Genomic DNA, 17,838 nt, shown 5'->3' on the forward strand with positions numbered 1-17,838 from the left:
TCTTTATATTATACCTGAAAAATAACCGCTATATCAAGAAAAGAGTATGCATAAGCATACTCTTAAGATAATATATTATTTAGATATCTAGCAACGTAAACGCCACAAGCAGATGCTTGTGAAAGAGAATGAGTTGCACCGCCACCATCGCCTACAACAAATAATCCATCAACTGAAGTTTCAAAGTTGTTGTCCGTTTCAACCCTAGAATTATAAAATTTAACTTCTACTCCATATAAAAGTGTGTCATCGTTGGCTGTACCAGGAGCAATTTTATCAAGAGCATAAATCATTTCGATTATAGAATCCAGTTGCCTCTTAGGTATTACAAGAGATAAGTCTCCAGGTGTAGCCTTAAGAGTTGGCTCTGTAAAACACTTTTGCATCCTTCTCTCATCTGATCTTCTTCCCTTGACCAAATCACCAAATCTTTGAAGAAGAACACCTCCACCAAGCATATTAGATAACTTAGCAATTGATTCGCCATACTCATTAGAATCCTTAAAAGGTTCCGTAAATTTATTGCTAACAAGAAGGGCAAAGTTAGTATTCTCTGATTGGAGTTTTGGATCTGCATAGGAGTGACCATTAACTGTGATTATACCATTAGTATTTTCAGCTACTACTTGCCCATAGGGGTTCATACAAAAGGTTCTTACTAAGTCATTATACACTTTTGTTTGGTAAACTATTTTAGATTCATATACAGCGTCTGTTATATGCTTAAAGACTTCTGCTGGCAATTCCACCCTAACACCAATATCAACTTGGTTAGAAAATAACTTAATATTAAATTTTTTACAAATTTCAGAAATCCACTTAGATCCGCTTCTACCAGAAGCAAGAACTAATTTATCACATGAATAGCTTTCGCCCTTGTCACTAGTTAAAATAAATTTATCTTTCTTATCAACATCAACAATAGTTGTGTTGAAAATTATTTCGACCTTATCCTTAGTCCATTCATATATTTTTTCTAGAATTTTAAGATTTCTATCTGTTCCAAAGTGCCTTACCTTTGCATCCAGAAGGTGTAAGTCATGTTTTAACGCAAGGGTCTTTAGATTAGATGATTTTGTTTCGTATAATTTAGAGTCTCCTCCATCAAAGTCACAAAGAACTTTATCGACATATTCCATGAGTTCTATGGAATCTTCCTTACCAAGGAAGTCATGCATTTGTCCGCCAAAATTTGTAGTGATGTTATATTTTCCATCTGATAGAGTTCCAGCTCCGCCATAACCATTCATAATGTTGCAAGGATTGCAGGAGATACAAGTCTCAACTTTTCCAGTTTTTATAGGGCACTGCCTTCTGTAAATTGAATTTCCCTTATCTATAACTAGAACCCTTAGGTCTGAGTTAATTTTTTTAAATTCATAAGAAGCAAATACACCAGAAGCGCCTGCTCCTACAATTATTACATCATAGTCTTTCATTTTATATCTCCTAACTAAAATTATTTATAAAATCTTCAAATCTTACTGGGAACTTATCTATTATTTCTAATTCTTCTCCACTTATTGGGTGTGTGAATTTAAGTTTATAAGCATGTAAAAGCTGTTTATTAATTTTAAATTTATTTTTTATTCCATAAATCTCATCGCCAACTACTGGGTGATTTACATAGGCCAAGTGAACTCTAATTTGATGTGTTCTTCCTGTGTGAAGGCGAACATCTAATAGAGTATATTTATCAAAGTTTTTCAAGACTTTGAAACTAGTAAAAGCTTCTTTAGAATTTTCATCAATAACCTTCATCTTAGTCCTATTATTAGGGTCTCTTCCAATAGGAGCATTAAGTTCAAAATCTTCGTAAATATTTCCTTGACAAATGGCCAGGTAGTGTTTTTCTATCTGTCTATTTTTAAACATATCAACTAATTTGTAATAGGCTTCATCTTTTTTTGCAACAAGCATTAGACCAGATGTATCTTTATCAAGTCTATGGACTATTCCTGGTCTATCAGAATCTATAGGATTAGAAAGCTCTTTAAATTTGTATAAAAGCCCATTAACAAGAGTCCCATTTTTATTACCAGCACCAGGATGTACTATAAGACCTTGTGGTTTTGATATCACAGCTAGATAGTCATCCTCATATAAAACATCAAAATCAATTTTTTCTGGCGACAAACTAAAATCGTCCTCATACTCTACTGATATTTCGTCATCTAATTTTAAGTTATAACCAGCTTTTTCCTTTTTATTATTAACTAAAATATTTCCTTCTAAAATATTTTTTTTTATTTGTGACCTGTTTATTTCAAGATTTTTCTCTAAAAACTTATCTAGTCTTAGTCCTACTGATTCCTTATCTACATTAAAAGTGTTTTTATACATAAATCACCTTTTATTATCGTGAAGCAGTATTCCTATAGAAATCAAAATTGTTCCCACAACTATGAATACATCAGCAAAATTGAAAATGGCAAAATCATATCCAAAGAATTTCATACTAATAAAATCTATAACATAGTGAAGTCTTATCCTATCAATAAAATTTCCTATAGTACCACCTATTAATAGACTAAAACTAAGTAGATAGATAAAGGGAATTTTATTATAATTCTTAATTAAAAATACAATTAATATAATTAGAACTGCCAATGTTATAACTGCAAATAGATACCTAAAGCCTTGAAGAATTCCAAAGGCTGCCCCTCTATTCTCTATGTAATAAAGTCTTAAAAAATTATCTATTAATACAACAGAATCTTCATTAGCTAGATTACTTGCAGCTAAAAATTTTGTGAACTGGTCTATAATAATTAAAATAATGCTAAAAATAGCAACAAACATAAATATCTCCTCATTTGTTTAATCTCACGATTAATACAAAATTTCCCTTTTTGGTGTTTCCTTCTATATTAAAAATCCTAAATCTTCCATAATGTCTAAGAGAAACCAGATCGCCCAATTCTAATTCAAGATGAGACCTTGTTTCCTTCGCAAAGTTGACCTTAACAATCTCAGACTTTATCATATCCTTAACTTTTGACCTTGAAAGATTAAAAACTTTTGAAATTAAGTTATCCAACCTAAAAGAAGAAACAATTATCTTTTTATAATCGTACTCTTTTTTTGGTAGACCACTTATATCATCTTCTCTTAAAAGTAATATATTATACCTTGATACCTTTGTAAGATTAATTTCAACAAAATTTGCAATTTCTCTTTTCACAAAAAAATAAGTGTATTTTTCCCCAATTAAAATATCACCTATTTTTCCTCTGTCTACACTAAGTCCTAAAATAGAGCCTAGTATATCACCATGTTTAATTTTATTATTAGTTTCAAACTTAAATAGTACGATGCCAACATCTTCTTTTTCATACATATAAGAGGGGTATATGTAGATAATGCTAGATTCGCTATCTTCATATCCCCCATCAACTTCATAAGATATGTTGTCCTTAAACCTATTCAATATGGAAATAGATAAATTAATCTCGTGAGGATTTAGGAAGTCTGTTGAAGTCGAAATATGACTATTCATTACAGATTCCATTTTGTCAATTACTCTTCTAATAGAAATCTTTTCTTCAGGTCTGTTAATGTGATTAATTAAATCTATTCTGTTTAAATTTACCAAGGGAACATTCCGTTGTTCTTAAGTTGTTCCTTTAATCCATCAATTTCAACATTGTTTGGTGCAAGAATAAAGATATCCTTATTTACCTTTTGCATCTTACCATCAAGTGCATAAAGAGCCCCACTAACAAAATCAAAAATTTGTCTTTTAACATCAACATCAAGTTGTTCAAAGTTAAGAACTACTGCCTTAAAGTCTCTAAGATCATCAACAATTAGTGGTGATTCATCATAAGATAGTGGTTCATGAACTGTAATTACCATGTTGCTTGCTGAAACCTTAGTTTTTGTTACTGGCTTGTGACTTACTGGCTTAGGAGTATAAGCTGGTTCTACAGCTTCACTTTCACTTGCCTCATTTTCAAACTCATCATCAAAATCTTCATACTCATATTCGTCTGCAAAACCAAAGATTTTCTTTAGTTTATCCATTGTTTTTTCTGCCATAATATCCTCCTAATTATAATTTCTATTTCCAAAAAGTTTAGAACCAACTCTAATCATGTTGGAACCTTCTTCTATAGCCAATTTAAAATCATGACTCATTCCCATTGAAAGGTATTTCATTTCTACGCCTTCAAATCTCTTTGATGAAATCTCCTCAAATTTATTATTCATTTTCTCAAATAATTTTCTTAGCAAAAGTTCATCTTCGGTATTTGGAGCAATAGCCATAAGACCTTTAATTTTTAAATTTTTATATTCAAGAAGTTCATATATAAAGGCTTCTGTTTCATCATACTTTATACCAAACTTACTATCTTCATCCCCAATATTAATTTGAACTAAGCATTCAACAATAATGCCATCTTTTTTTGCTCTTTTGTCAATTTCTTCGGCAAGCTTAATCCTATCAAGTGACTGAATTAATTTAACTTTATTATAAATATATTTTACTTTATTAGTCTGTAAATTTCCAATTAAATGAAAATTTAATTCATTATTTTTTAAACTTTCTTTGATTTTTTCATCTTCAATCTTAGAAACAAGTTCTTGGACTTTATTCTCACCAAAATCTTTGACCCCTAGCTTGTTAAATTCATCAATCATTTCCACTGGGTGAGTTTTAGAAACAGCTATTAGCTTAACATTTCTATTAAAGTTAGACTTGTCCTTGGCTATTTCTATATCTTCATAAAGTTTTTTTAAATTATCTTTTAAGTTCAACTTATCACCTCAGTTTAATATTCTTGATTCATCAACTGTTTTTGGGTTAATTACTATCGCGTCATTAACAGTTAAGGTCTTGTAGGATTTCTCTCCTATGCTAAATACAGATTGCTTATTGCCTCTATTAATAAACACTGTGTCATTTGATTCACTTACAATATCAACTGGCACAAACTTTACAAGTCCTTTGATTTCTTGTACATAAACTCCTGTGAGATCATTTCTCTCAATCAAAGTAGATTTTGGAATTTCAAAACCCTTAGTTTTATTTACAATTATTTTACCATCGTGAACTCTATTTGAGTACATATTTTCAAAATATCTGTCTAAACTAACGATAATAACTGCATGGTTTTCATCTTTATTTATTTTTTCCACAACACCAAACATATCTTCTATATCTGGTATTTGAATTTTTACAGAATCACCTATGTTATAGTTAGCAATATTTGATGCATTTGAAATAGTACAGGCTACCTTCCAATTTAAATTGTTGATAATCTTAAAGAGTGGTTCTCCTTTTTTAACCTTTGTTTCCATTTCAAGATTTTTAAAGTTATAATTCCTATTTAAATACTTGTATGTAAACTTATCAACGTCATTATTATTAAAGTACTCTTCATTTCCGTCAATTTTATAGGAAACAATTCCGCTAAATTCTGATTTATAAGAAAAGTTATATTTAGAAATCTCCTTTTCTAATTCTTCTTTTTTATTATTTAAAGCAGCTTCAGACATTTCAAGATACTCTTTTAGTTCAGCCGTGTTTATATTTTCACCAATCCCATTATCTGAGGAGTTTATATCATAATAAACACCAGCAAAATTTTTATTTTTTATCTCTTCTTGCAAATTCTTTGTAAAAGTTTTTGAATTTTCTTTTTCTAAGGGTTCAATTCCCTTTTTAATTTTAATAGCTGCATTTACCTTAGCTAATTCATCTTTTAAAGAAGATACATCGCCCATTAAGTTTAAACTTGCAACTTCATATCCAGAAGGAACTTTTTGACCTTCACTTGCGTGGAAAACTACTACTCCATCGCCATTTGCATAGTAAGCTTTCTCTTCGAAAAGATTATATATTGTTGTGTCAATGTCTTTTTCAAAAGTGGTTAAAGTTGGGAAAATTGTTTTATAATCATTTACTCGATTTCCCCTTAATAACTTTCCAAAAACCATTAGCAAAAATAAAATAATCAAAAGAGCAAAAGCTCTTCTTTTTATATATTTATTTTTATTTTTAAAATTGCTCAAAAAACCACCTATTTACCAAATTATTATATCATAAAGTTTTATAATAAGATATTATTCGAAAAAGATTTGCTCTATTTCGTCTTTATTTTCCCTAGTCATAAGTTCGTACACTGCCTTGTTTGGATTGTATCCTTCATAAAGGACTTTATATAGGGCATTTGTTATCGGCATTTCTATGTTTTTTATCTTCGCAAGTTTATAGGCCGATTTAACAGTTTTTACGCCTTCAACAACTTGTCCAACCTCATTACAAGCTTCCTCCATAGACTTACCTTCTCCAATTAATATACCAGCTCTTCTATTTCTAGAATGCATACTTGTGCAAGTAACAATTAAGTCCCCAATGCCAGATAATCCATTAAAAGTATGTGGATTTGCACCCAATGAAATCCCTAGCTTACTCATTTCATAAATACCACGAGTCATAAGTGCTGCCTTAGAATTATCTCCATAAGCTAATCCGTCATTCATGCCTGCTGCTAAGGCAATAATATTTTTTAAAGCTCCACCCATTTCTACACCTACAAGATCTGGATTTGTGTAAATTCTAAAAATTGGAGTGGAGAACTCATGTTGTATAGTTTGTGCAACTTTTAGATTTTCAGAGGATGCAACAAGAGTCGTCGGTATGTCTTTACCAACTTCTTCAGCATGAGAAGGACCAGAAAGTGCAACAAAAGGATTATCTTTTAATATTTCAGCAGAAATTTCTGATATTCTATCTAAACTTTCTACCTCAATACCTTTGGAAAGATTTACTATAATAGTTTCATTAGATATCTTGCCTTTAATATTAGTTAAAACTTCTCTTATACTTGAAGTTGGAACTGCAATTATAAATACATCAATATTTTGAAGCACACTATCCAAATTATTTGTTAAATTAATTTCTTTTCCAAATTTAGCTCCAGGAAGGTACTTTGTATTTTCTTTGTTTTTCCTAATGTCTTCAATTACCTCTTTATTTCTAATATAGAAGTTTAATTCATGACCCTTATTGGACAAAAGTCTTGCTATTGCAGTTCCCCAGCTTCCTCCACCACAAAGAGTAATTTTCATTTCTTTCCTCCTATCTTATTCTCATTTCCCAAGATAATTCTCTTAATATTATCCTTGTGTCTAATTATTCCAATAATAGCAATAACATCAATTATTGCAATATTATATGATGTTAAGTTAGACATAAAGGTATAGACAATAATAATCGAAACAAAAAATAATATTGAACCTACAGAAACCATCTTCGTTAATAAAGTTCCAAAGACCCATACAATGTAGCATATTAAAGTCAAGGGAAAATTAAATAAGGCTAAGGCTCCCAGAGTTGTAGCGACTCCCTTGCCACCCTTAAACTTCATATAAAAGGGAAAATCATGACCAAGGACTGCTCCAAATATTCCTAATGGAACAAACTCATTACCAAATAATCTTCTTATAAGAATAGTAACCAAGGCTCCTTTTAAAAAATCTATAACAAAAGTAAGGACACCAGCTTTTTTCCCAAGAACTCTCATGGCATTAGTAGTTCCAGCATTTCCCGAACCGTATTTTCTAATATCCTTGTGTAAAAAAATATTTCCAATTATGTAGGAGCCAGAAATAGTTCCCACAAAATAAGATATTAATAAAGTTAAAAAATGGTTCATCTTTTTGGACCCTTATCAGCTCTTGGGCTTGTTCTATTTTTTAGTTCCAAGATTATTGGTGTTCCGTCAAAGGAATAAGTATCTCTTATTTGATTTTCAATATACCTTAAGTATGAGAAGTGGAAAAGTTCTTTATCATTTACTGATAACAAAAATTTTGGTGGTCTAACACTAACTTGTGAACCATAATATAATTTTCCCCTCTTCCCCTTATCTGAAGGTGGTTGATTCATTAAAACAGCCTTGTTTAAAATATCATTTAAAACACCAGTTTGAATTCTATGGTTGTAGTTGTTATTAACAAGCTCAATCATGTCTAAGAATTCATTTACTCTTTGTCCTGTCTTAGCAGATATAAAAACAATTGGTGCGTAGGTTACAAAAGGAAGCTCTTCTCTAATCTTTTTTTCGAAGTTTCTCATAGTCTTTGTTTCTTTTTCGAGCGCATCCCACTTATTCACAGCAATTATAATTGCCTTATTGTTGTCATGAGCATAACCAACTATTTTAGAATCCTGTTCAGTTACCCCTTCTAGGGCATCAATCATAAGAACACATACATTTGATCTTTCAATCGCTGTTAAAGTCCTAATAACTGAGTAACGTTCAACACCAGGTACAATTTTCTTTTTCTTCCTTAAACCTGCTGTATCTACAAATATATATTCATTCCCCTTATACTTTATAAGAGAGTCAATAGAGTCACGTGTTGTACCAGGAATATTTGTTACAATGGACCTGTTTTCTCCTGTTAAATAATTTAATAAAGAAGACTTTCCTACATTTGGCTTACCAATTAAGGTTACTCTTATGTTATCATCCTCTTCCAGTTCATCAACTGGAGTTAGACCATCTACAACTTCATCCAAAAGATCTCCAACTCCTGTGCCCTGCTCTGAACTTATGCCAATAGGTTCACTAAGACCTAATTCGAAAAAGTCATAAATATTATCTTTTGTTATTTTAGAGTCATACTTATTTACAGCGAGTACAACCTTAGTCTTTGTCTTCCTTAGAAAATTAGAAATTTCTCTGTCTGTTGGATTTACACCTTCAGCTCCATCAACTACAAAGATTACAACATCTGAAGTTTCTAAAGCTAGATCAATTTGTGCCTTAATGCTGGACATAAAAATATCTTCATCTTTAAGATCTAGTCCACCAGTATCAACTAATAAAAATTTATAATTAAGCCAAGTTGCAGGCTGATAAATTCTATCTCTAGTAACACCTGGAGTATCTTCAGTTATTGATACCTTCCTGCCAACTATTTTATTAAATAGTGTAGATTTGCCTACATTTGGTCTGCCAATTATTGAAATTATGGGCATTTCCATATAATCACCCCTATCTTAATTATTATATCAAAGGAGATTATTTTATTCAATTTACTAATTTCGTTGAGAATAAAAAAACTCCATAGTATAATGATTTTGGTGATAGCATGGCTAAAGTCTTAAATAATATTAAAGATGCTAAGGACTTAATGAATTTATCTCTCTATACAGGTGCTCTTTTAATCCAAAATGGAGCAGAATCTTATAGGGCTGAAGATACAATTGAAAGAATTTGTAAGTCTGTTTCAAATATTTCTAATGTATCAGCGTATGCTCTTCCCTCTGCAATTTTCATTTCAATGGAATTTGAGGGAGAAACTCTTAGCAACTTTAGAAAAATTACAATTTCTGATACAAATTTATATAAAATTGACAGAGTAAATTCTTTTTCTAGGGATTTTGTTTCTCATGACCTTTCTATCAAAGAAGCCTATGACAGACTTTTTGAAATTGATGGAACAGAAGAAAACTCAAAAAAAATTTATATCGGCGGTGGAATAGCAGCATCCTTCTTCTCTGTTTTATTCGGAGGAGACGTTAAAGACTTTGCTGCTAGTTTCTTTATTGGAATACTTATCTCGCTTGTTTTAGAAAAGTTGTCTTATTTAAAACTTTCATTTTTTATAAATAATATTATTTGTGCATTTATAACTTCAATTCTTGCAATTATTTGCGTTTACTTTGGCCTTGGTTCTAATATAGATATGATTATAATTGGTGTGATTATGCTTTTGGTACCAGGAGTAGCTATAACAAACTCTGTTAGAGATATTATGAGTGGAGAATTTATTACTGGAGCTATTACCATGATTAAAGCATTTTTTTTAGCCCTAGCCATTGCCTTTGGAGTCGGTGTTGGTCTTAAGTTAATGAGGTTTATATTATGATTAAAAAAAGTATTATCCAATTTTTATTATCAACTCTTGCAACTTACGGTTTTACAATTTATTTTAAACTTCCAAAAAGAGTCAGGTTAATAACATCAGCTTTATCAGGTTTTATTTGGGTCGTATATGAACTCCTCTTCGCTTTTAGTGATAACTATATGGTTTCTTACTTGTTATCTTCCTTTTTAATTGGAGTGTGTTCTGAATCCTTCGCAGTTTGTTTTAAAAAACCTGCAACAGTCTTCACACTTCCCTGCCTAGTACCTCTAGTACCAGGAGCCGGAATGTACTACATCATGTATTACTTCATAGAGTCTGATTATGTTGTCATGAGAGAGCATGTTATAAAAACAACATTAACGACTTCTGCACTTGCCTTAGGAATAGTTTTGTCTCAAGGTATCGTAAGAATAATAAGAGAATTAATTAGAAATTATAAAAGCAATAGATTAAGCAATAATTTGAGTCAATAGTAGATTTATTATTTTAGACAGTACAAAACCCTAGGTAATTTTGCCTAGGGTTAAATTTATATTTTTATTTAATTTTTAATTATCTCTCGTTTAATTTCTTAACAAGCATTTCGTTTGCAACTTTTGGGTTTGCCTTTCCTCTTGACTTTTTCATTACTTGTCCAACTAAGAATCCAAGAGCTCTATCTTTTCCTTCTTTAAAATCAATAATTGACTGTTCATTTTCATCTAGAACTTCGTCTACAATTTTTTCTATTGCAGATAAATCTGTCATTTGTACAAGACCAAGTCTCTCAATAATCTCTTTTGCTCCATCACCAGTTTCAAACATTTCTCTTAAAACTTTTTTACCAGCATTGTTGCTAATTTTTTCACTCTTGATTGAATTTAATAACTCTATAAATTCTTTATTTTCAAAAGGTAGTTTAAAATCTTCATCATCAGAAATTTCAACTCTTCTTAAAATTTCTGTTTGAATCCAGTTTGATAAAAGAGTGTAGTCTTTAAATTCCTTTGCAAGTTCTTCAAAGAATTTTGCAAGTTCTCTTGATGCAGTTAAAACTTGCGCATCTTCAAGTGTAATCTCATATTCCTTTACAAACCTTTCAATCATTTGCTCGGGTAGTTCTGGCATTTTATCTACTACTTCTTTTATTTCTTCATCTGTAATATGAACTATTGGAAGATCACCTTCTGGTGCAAACCTATAGTCATTTGCAGTGTACTTAACCCTCATTAAGATAGTTTCATTTTTTGCGTCGTCCCATCTTCTAGTAGTCCTAATTTCATCTTCATGATTTTCTAGAAGTTTTATATGTCTTTCTACTTCAAAATCAATTGCCTTTTCAACACCCCTGAAGGAGTTAAGATTTTTTACTTCTGTTATAGCAGTCTTTTCACCTGTTTCTATATCCTTGACGTTTACATTAACGTCACATCTAAGGGACCCTTCTTCCATCTTACAGTCAGATATACCTAAGAACCTTAGAGTTGACTTTAATTTTTCTAGAAAGTCTCGAGCTTCTTTTCCACTAGAAATATCTGGTCTAGTTACGATTTCTATTAGAGGAACACCGCATCTGTTGTAATCCATTAGTGTTTCGTTGTCTTCTGTATGAAGACTTTTTGCTGTATCCTCTTCCATTTGAATTTGGAAAAGCCCAATCTTTTTCTTTCCATCTTCTGTGTCTATTTCAAGATAGCCATCAGTACAAATTGGTTTATCATTTTGGGTAATTTGAAAACCCTTTGTTAAGTCTGGATAAAAATAATTTTTTCTATCAAATTTTGATTTGTTATTAATCTTACAGTTAAAAGCAGTTCCTGCCATTATAGTATAGTTGACTACATTTCTATTTAGGACAGGCATCCCACCAGGAAGAGCCAAGCATACTGGACATACATTTGTGTTAGGCTCATCACCAAAGGAGTTTTTACATGAACAAAATGCCTTTGTCTCTGTTGAAAGTTCTACGTGAATTTCCAGTCCTACAATTGTTTTATATCTCATTTGTTTAAGCTCCTTTCAAATGCTAGGGACGCTTGAAGTAGGTCCTTGTCCTTAAATCTCTTACCTGTAAATTCAATACCTATAGAAAGTCCATCTTCACCTGCTGGCATTGGTAGAGAAATTGATGGGGATCCCACCATATTAGCTGGGATTGTAAATAAGTCAGCTTGATATGCTTCAACTGGGCTTACATTATCATCAATTTTTAAAGGAAGAACTGGGAATGTTGGACAAATCATAAAGTCGTAATCCTTAAACATTCTATCCATATCTCTTTTAATTAAACCTCTAACCTTTAGAGCCTTGTAATAAAATTCTTCAGCATTATCCATAGATAGAATATTAGTGCCTATCATAATTCTTCTCTTAACTTCATCACCAAAGCCTTCACTTCTTGAAGCACGATACATTTCTTCAATTGTTTCAAATTTTTTGTCTGTCCTGTGACCATATCTTATGGAATCAAAACGAGCCAAGTTAGATGCGATTTCTCCATTGACGAGGATGTTATAAGTTTCTATAGTGTGGTTTAAGGATTCAATGTCGTACTCGTCTACTTTTGCACCACAATCTCTTAAAATTTCAATTGCCTTTTCAAGTTCTCTTCTAACTCTCTCATTCAAATCCATTTCTAAATACGTTTTAGGAATAGCAAACTTTTTACCTTCAAGATTTTTAATTACTTCATCTGAAAAATCAAAATCATAATTTAATCCAGGATTTCCAACAGAAGTCGCATCTCTTTCATCTCTACCTTCTATTACATTAAACATCATAGTAAGATCTCTAACATCATTTGCAATAACTCCAGGTTGGTCAAAGGTATTTGCCATTGAAGCCATACCAAATCTAGAAATTGAACCATAAGTTGGTTTCATACCAACAGTCTTACAAAAGCTTGAAGGTTGTCTTACAGACCCACCAGTATCAGATCCAATAGAAATAGCTGCCATATTAGCACTAACAGACGCAGCTGAACCCCCTGAGGATCCACCAGAAACCCTTGTAGTATCAAGTGGGTTTTTTGTAACACCAAAGTATGATGTTTTTGTTGATGCTCCCATAGCAAACTCATCCAAGTTTACCTTACCTAATATAACCCCATCATTATCCTTTATTTTTTTAACTAGTGTGGCATCATAGGGTGAAATATAATTTTCAAGCATTCTAGAGCCGCAAGTCATTTTTACATTTTTTACAGAAATATTGTCTTTAATAGAAATAGGAATACCCGCTAGAGGAGACATCTCTTCTCTATTATGGAATTTTTCATCCACTTCCTTCGCTTTTTTTAATGCCAATTCTTCTGTAACTGTGATATAGGCATTTATTTCTTTATCTTTTTCTTTAATATTGTCTAGAAATTCTCTTGTAACTTCCTCACAGGAAAAATCTCTATTTCTATAACCTTGAGCTATCTCCCAGGCCTTTAATTTGCTAAAAGTCATGAGTCCCTCCTATTCTACAAACTTGATAAGTTTAAAATAACCGTATTTTTTAGTAGCGACATTTTCTAGTGCCTCTTCTTGAGAAAGAGACTCTCTTGTTTTATCTTCACGAATATTATTTTCTGTTCCATTGACTTGAAATACCATTTCAACACCATCTGTGTCAATTTCTTTTATTTTATTTACAAGTTCAATATTTTCATCAAAGCTTGGTGCAAACTTATCTAGCTCTTCATCAGTGAAATCTATTTGAGCAATATTTGCAATATGCCTTATGTCTTCTTTATTCATTTAAACCTCCTACTAAATCTTCAAGTTCTTCTAAACTCAAAATTTTTATATCTAAGGACCTTGCTTTCTCATATTTTGATCCTGGGTTCTCTCCTACAACAACATAATCAGTGTTTTTACTTACTGATCCTGTTACTTTAGCACCTAAAGATATTAATTTTTCTTCTAATTCTTTTCTAGAAATTTCTAAAGTTCCTGTTAATACAAAAGTTTTTTTATCAAGTGGCTTAGGCCCATTATTATCATCTTCATATACAGGATTTAAACCTAAATCAAATAACTCATCTACTGCCCCAATAATTCTATCATCGTGGAAAAATTCTACAATCTCCTTTGCAGTGATACTTCCAATATCTCCTATAGAAACCAGTTCCTCTTCCTTGGAATTTTTTAATTTATCAAAAGACTTAAAGTGATTAGCTAAGTCTCTAGCCGTTTTTATACCAACATTAGGTATACCAAGTGCATATATAAAGTTTGATAAATGTGATTTTTTAGAGTTTTCAATTGCTTTTAAAAGATTATTGGTCCTCTTCTCTTTAAAACCTTCTATTTTAATTATATCTTCATATTTAAGCTTGTAAATATCAGGGATTTCTTTCAATCCAATTGTAGCCATTAACTTTTCAATAGTTTTCTCGCTAAAACCCTCAATGTCCATGGCATCTCTTGATGCAAAATGTGTAAGTCTTGAAACTAATTGTGGCACGCAAGATAGGGTGTTAGGACAAAATATGTGAACTCCATCTTGATAAAGGTGAGACCCACAATAAGGACAAGTTTTTGGCTTTTCTATTTCACGTGTTTCGTTATCACTTGGAAGAGTCCCAAGTATTTCTGGTATAACATCGTTGGACCTTCTTATTAAAACTCTTGAGCCTATTCTAACTTTTTTCCTAAGTATATCATCGTAATTATTTAAGGTTGCTCTTTGAACCGTTACTCCACCAATATCAACTGGCTCAAGAATGGCTGAAGGAGTAACCTTAGCTGTCCTTCCAACATTCCAAACTACATCAAGAAGTGTAGTTGAAATTTCTTCTGCTTCAAATTTATAAGCAACTGCCCAACGAGGAAACTTATTTGTATAACCAAGAGCTTTTCTAGTTTCTATGTCATTTACCTTTATAGTTACTCCATCGATTAAAATATCTAGCTTGTTTCTATTTTCACCAATTTCCTTTATTTTTTGTATTATATCTGAAAATGTTTTAACTTTAAAATTATATTTTGAAACTTTAAAATTATTATCTCTTAAGAATTTTTTAATATTATCATCTGATTTAAAGATATCTTCTTCAATATAGCCAACATTATAGAAAAAAGCTGTCAAGTGCCTTTTCTTAGTAACCTTTGGGTCTAAGTTTCTTAGAGCACCCGCTGCTGCATTCCTAGCATTTTTTAATTTCTCATCATTTTCTTGGTTGTATTTTTCTAGTTCAGATAAAGGCATCAGACCTTCTCCCTGAACTTCAATTTTCCCTGGATAAGAAATTCTTAAAGGAACAGAATAAATTGTCTTTACTTGTTCTAGGATTTCTTCACCAATTATTCCATTACCCCTAGTGGATGCCATAACAAGATTTTGATTTTCATATGTTAGGTTAATTGTAAGTCCATCAAACTTAAGCTCAACTATAAACTCTGGTTCTGGCAATTTATTTACATTATTTAGATTATAATCACTTACAAATTTTTCTATTCTATTAAACCATCCAAGAAGAGCTTCATCTCCCTGAGCCTTATCCATTGAATAAAGTCTTGCAAGATGAATATGTTTTTCAAATTTACTAAGGACAGCACCTCCTACTCTACTCGTAGGTGAATAAGGAAGGACTATTCCACTTTCTTTTTCTAAGTTAACTAACTTGTCATAAAGTCTGTCATACTCTGCATCAGAAAGAAGTGGGTCGTCAAGAGTATAATAATGGTAATTTAATTTATCAATTTCCTTGATTAAGTTTTCCATTTCTTTTATTTTTTCATTCATAAGTCACCAACTAATCAATTAATTTAATAGGAGCAACAGACAGCATTAGTCTTTTTAATCCCTTTTTATCAAAGGAAATAACAACTTCATAATCTCCATTTTTTTCTTTCTTTTGGACTACCATGCCTTTGCCAAATATTTTATGTTTAACTTTATCCCCAACATTTATGTTCACATTAGTTGGTTTATTAACACTCTTACTGACTTCGTCCTTCTTATCTATTCCAAAGAATTTATTTTTCCTATTAACTGAAGGTTTATTTCCTTCATTATAGTCGCGAATTTCTAATAGTTCTCTACTCTTATCTTCAATAATTTCTATTGTCTCGCCCATCTCATTGATAAATCTACTCCTTCTTGCAGGAGTTAACTTACCATACAAAGACCTAGTCCTAGAAGATGAAATAAATAGATTGTTGCAGGCTCTCGTAACTCCTACATAACAAAGTCTTCTTTCTTCTTCAACCTCTTCTTCACTTTCAATAGATCTGTTAGATGGAAAAAGACCTTCTTCAAATCCAACTAAAAATACTGTTGAAAATTCCAAACCCTTTGCAGCGTGCATGGTCATAAGATTGACTCCACTTTCTTCGGAAGTCTTATCAACATCAGATAAAAGGGAAAGGGTATTTAAATATTCGGCAAGTTCAACTCCTTCTCTATCATATTCCATTATATTAGAATGAAGCTCTTCAATATTTTCGAGCCTTGTCTTGGCTTCAATTGTATTTTGATTTTTTAAATCTTCTACATAACCACTTTCATATAATACTTCTTCAAAAAGCTTCCCTATTGAAAGTTTTTCAGATCTATCCTTTAAAATCTTTAAAATACTTCCAAAGTCTCTAATATTTTTTCTTGCCCTAATATTCAAATCTTCAAATTCATCAATATTTGTCACAAGGTCATAAAGTGAAATACCATTTTTATCAGCATAATCTAGTAAATCAGCAAGAGATGTATCTCCTATACCTCTCTTTGGTCTGTTTATTATCCTAGATAGACTTACATTATCATCTGTATTATTTATAGCTCTCAAATAAGCTAATACATCCTTTACTTCCATCCTGTCGTAGAATTTAAGTCCGCCTACAATCTTATAGGGTATGCTTTCTCTCACTAAAGCCTCTTCAAAACCTCTTGACTGAGCATTGGTCCTATATAAGATAGCCATATTTTTAAATTCTTCACCCTTGTAATGAAGACCTATTATCTTATTTACTACTCCATATTCTTCTTCATTTGAATGTGGAAATTCTCTATAAACTACAGGACTACCTTCATTTCTTGAAGTCCAAAGATTTTTATCAATCCTACTTGTGTTGTTTTCTATAACCTTATTAGCTACTTCAAGAATTTTTTGTGTGGATCTATAATTTTGTTCTAGTTTTACAATTTTTGCACCAGGAAAATCTTTATGGAAGTTTAAGATATTATTAATATCAGCACCACGCCACTTATAAATGGATTGGTCATTATCTCCAACAACTGTAAGATTGGGTTCCTTGCCTGCCACTAATTTTATAAATTCATATTGAATTTTATTAGTATCTTGGTATTCATCAACGAAGATATATTCAAACTTATTTCTATAAAATTCTCTTACATCTTCGTAATCTCTTAAAATATTAACTGTCTTTATTAGGAGATCATCAAAGTCCAAGGCGTTATTGCCTACTAATTTTTTTTCATAAATCTCATAAATTTTACCAAGATTTTCTTTAAAAAAATTGTTTTTATTTAGGTCTATATATTCTTGTGGACTTAATCCTTCACTTTTGATATTTGAAATGTCATTAACAAGAGCTCTTGGTTTATAAATATCCCTATCTAGTCCTAGTTCCGCTATTGCTTCTTTTACAACAGTAATTTGATCGTCCCTGTCATAAATAGTAAAACTAGAGCTATAGCCGATTTTATCTATATTTTTTCTAAGTATTCTAACACAAATTGAATGGAAGGTTCCAATCCACATTGAGGAGATATCTTCGTCGATTAAATTTGAAACTCTATCCCTCATTTCATTTGCAGCCTTATTTGTAAATGTAATTGCCAAAATTTTCCATGATGGAACTTGCAAATCTTCGATTAAATATGCGATTTTAGAAGTTACAACTTTGGTTTTGCCACTTCCAGCCCCTGCTAGAATAAGTAAAGGTCCTTCTGTTGCCAAAAGTGCTTCCTTTTGTTTATCGTTTAATGTATTTATATCCATGACTTCTCCTTACTGCTAAATAT

Annotated in this window: 17 protein-coding genes; 2 read left to right on the forward strand and 15 right to left on the reverse strand. The window is 31.3% G+C overall.

Annotated features, from left to right (window positions below; all coding sequences use genetic code 11):
• Nucleotides 1-62: 62 nt before the first annotated feature.
• The 10 genes from CAN42_RS06990 to der are packed head-to-tail and all read right to left on the reverse strand — an operon-like array spanning nt 63 to nt 9,001.
• Nucleotides 63-1,439 (reverse strand): NAD(P)/FAD-dependent oxidoreductase, encoded by a 1,377-nt coding sequence (locus CAN42_RS06990; protein ID WP_085876094.1) that lies wholly within the window; start codon nt 1,437-1,439, stop codon nt 63-65.
• A 10-nt stretch (nt 1,440-1,449) separates the two neighbouring features.
• Nucleotides 1,450-2,343: an RluA family pseudouridine synthase gene (locus CAN42_RS06995; RefSeq protein WP_085876095.1), complete on the reverse strand. Its 894-nt coding sequence runs from the start codon at nt 2,341-2,343 to the stop codon at nt 1,450-1,452.
• Nucleotides 2,344-2,346: 3 nt separating this feature from the next.
• Entirely contained in the window at nt 2,347-2,802 is a 456-nt protein-coding gene (gene lspA / locus CAN42_RS07000) for a signal peptidase II (protein WP_085876096.1), read from the reverse strand.
• Nucleotides 2,803-2,812: 10 nt separating this feature from the next.
• On the reverse strand, nt 2,813-3,595 hold the full coding sequence (locus CAN42_RS07005) for a YlmH family RNA-binding protein (RefSeq protein ID WP_085876097.1): 783 nt from the start codon (nt 3,593-3,595) through the stop codon (nt 2,813-2,815).
• Nucleotides 3,589-4,041: a cell division protein SepF gene (locus CAN42_RS07010; protein ID WP_085876098.1), complete on the reverse strand. Its 453-nt coding sequence runs from the start codon at nt 4,039-4,041 to the stop codon at nt 3,589-3,591. Before CAN42_RS07010 ends, CAN42_RS07005 begins: the two co-directional genes overlap by 7 nt.
• A 9-nt stretch (nt 4,042-4,050) precedes the next feature.
• The gene (locus CAN42_RS07015; RefSeq protein ID WP_062571201.1) at nt 4,051-4,761 is read right to left on the reverse strand and encodes a YggS family pyridoxal phosphate-dependent enzyme; all 711 of its coding nucleotides are present in this window, start codon (nt 4,759-4,761) and stop codon (nt 4,051-4,053) included.
• Nucleotides 4,762-4,770: 9 nt separating this feature from the next.
• Complete coding sequence (locus tag CAN42_RS07020; protein ID WP_085876099.1) at nt 4,771-6,018, reverse strand: biotin/lipoyl attachment domain-containing protein; 1,248 nt, start codon at nt 6,016-6,018, stop codon at nt 4,771-4,773.
• A 51-nt stretch (nt 6,019-6,069) separates the two neighbouring features.
• Nucleotides 6,070-7,077, reverse strand: a complete 1,008-nt coding sequence (locus tag CAN42_RS07025) for an NAD(P)H-dependent glycerol-3-phosphate dehydrogenase (RefSeq protein ID WP_085876100.1) — start codon at nt 7,075-7,077, stop codon at nt 6,070-6,072.
• Nucleotides 7,074-7,664 (reverse strand): glycerol-3-phosphate 1-O-acyltransferase PlsY, encoded by a 591-nt coding sequence (gene plsY, locus CAN42_RS07030; RefSeq protein WP_085876101.1) that lies wholly within the window; start codon nt 7,662-7,664, stop codon nt 7,074-7,076. Before plsY ends, CAN42_RS07025 begins: the two co-directional genes overlap by 4 nt.
• Nucleotides 7,661-9,001, reverse strand: a complete 1,341-nt coding sequence (gene der / locus CAN42_RS07035; RefSeq protein WP_085876102.1) for a ribosome biogenesis GTPase Der — start codon at nt 8,999-9,001, stop codon at nt 7,661-7,663. The genes plsY and der overlap by 4 nt, the downstream gene beginning before the upstream one ends.
• A 107-nt stretch (nt 9,002-9,108) precedes the next feature.
• On the opposite strand from der, the gene CAN42_RS07040 reads away from it, so the two are divergent.
• Both CAN42_RS07040 and CAN42_RS07045 read left to right on the forward strand, forming a co-directional pair.
• Nucleotides 9,109-9,888, forward strand: coding sequence for a threonine/serine exporter family protein (locus CAN42_RS07040; protein WP_085876103.1), 780 nt, complete (start codon nt 9,109-9,111; stop codon nt 9,886-9,888).
• On the forward strand, nt 9,885-10,361 hold the full coding sequence (locus tag CAN42_RS07045; protein WP_082718895.1) for a threonine/serine exporter family protein: 477 nt from the start codon (nt 9,885-9,887) through the stop codon (nt 10,359-10,361). Before CAN42_RS07040 ends, CAN42_RS07045 begins: the two co-directional genes overlap by 4 nt.
• Nucleotides 10,362-10,440: 79 nt before the next feature.
• Here the strand turns inward: CAN42_RS07045 and gatB are convergent, their stop codons facing one another.
• From gatB to CAN42_RS07070, 5 genes are read right to left on the reverse strand one after another with little or no spacing between them, the layout of a single operon-like run.
• The gene (gene gatB, locus CAN42_RS07050; protein WP_085876104.1) at nt 10,441-11,871 is read right to left on the reverse strand and encodes an Asp-tRNA(Asn)/Glu-tRNA(Gln) amidotransferase subunit GatB; all 1,431 of its coding nucleotides are present in this window, start codon (nt 11,869-11,871) and stop codon (nt 10,441-10,443) included.
• Complete coding sequence (gene gatA / locus CAN42_RS07055; protein WP_085876105.1) at nt 11,868-13,319, reverse strand: Asp-tRNA(Asn)/Glu-tRNA(Gln) amidotransferase subunit GatA; 1,452 nt, start codon at nt 13,317-13,319, stop codon at nt 11,868-11,870. The genes gatB and gatA overlap by 4 nt, the downstream gene beginning before the upstream one ends.
• 9 nt (nt 13,320-13,328) lie before the next feature.
• Entirely contained in the window at nt 13,329-13,610 is a 282-nt protein-coding gene (gatC, locus tag CAN42_RS07060; RefSeq protein WP_085876106.1) for an Asp-tRNA(Asn)/Glu-tRNA(Gln) amidotransferase subunit GatC, read from the reverse strand.
• Nucleotides 13,603-15,600, reverse strand: coding sequence for an NAD-dependent DNA ligase LigA (gene ligA / locus CAN42_RS07065; protein ID WP_085876107.1), 1,998 nt, complete (start codon nt 15,598-15,600; stop codon nt 13,603-13,605). The genes gatC and ligA overlap by 8 nt, the downstream gene beginning before the upstream one ends.
• A 10-nt stretch (nt 15,601-15,610) precedes the next feature.
• Nucleotides 15,611-17,815 (reverse strand): ATP-dependent helicase, encoded by a 2,205-nt coding sequence (locus CAN42_RS07070; RefSeq protein ID WP_085876108.1) that lies wholly within the window; start codon nt 17,813-17,815, stop codon nt 15,611-15,613.
• Nucleotides 17,816-17,838 lie beyond the last annotated feature (23 nt).

The organism is Peptoniphilus vaginalis (assembly GCF_900176605.1).
Taxonomy (GTDB): Bacteria; Bacillota; Clostridia; order Tissierellales; family Peptoniphilaceae; genus Peptoniphilus_A; species Peptoniphilus_A vaginalis.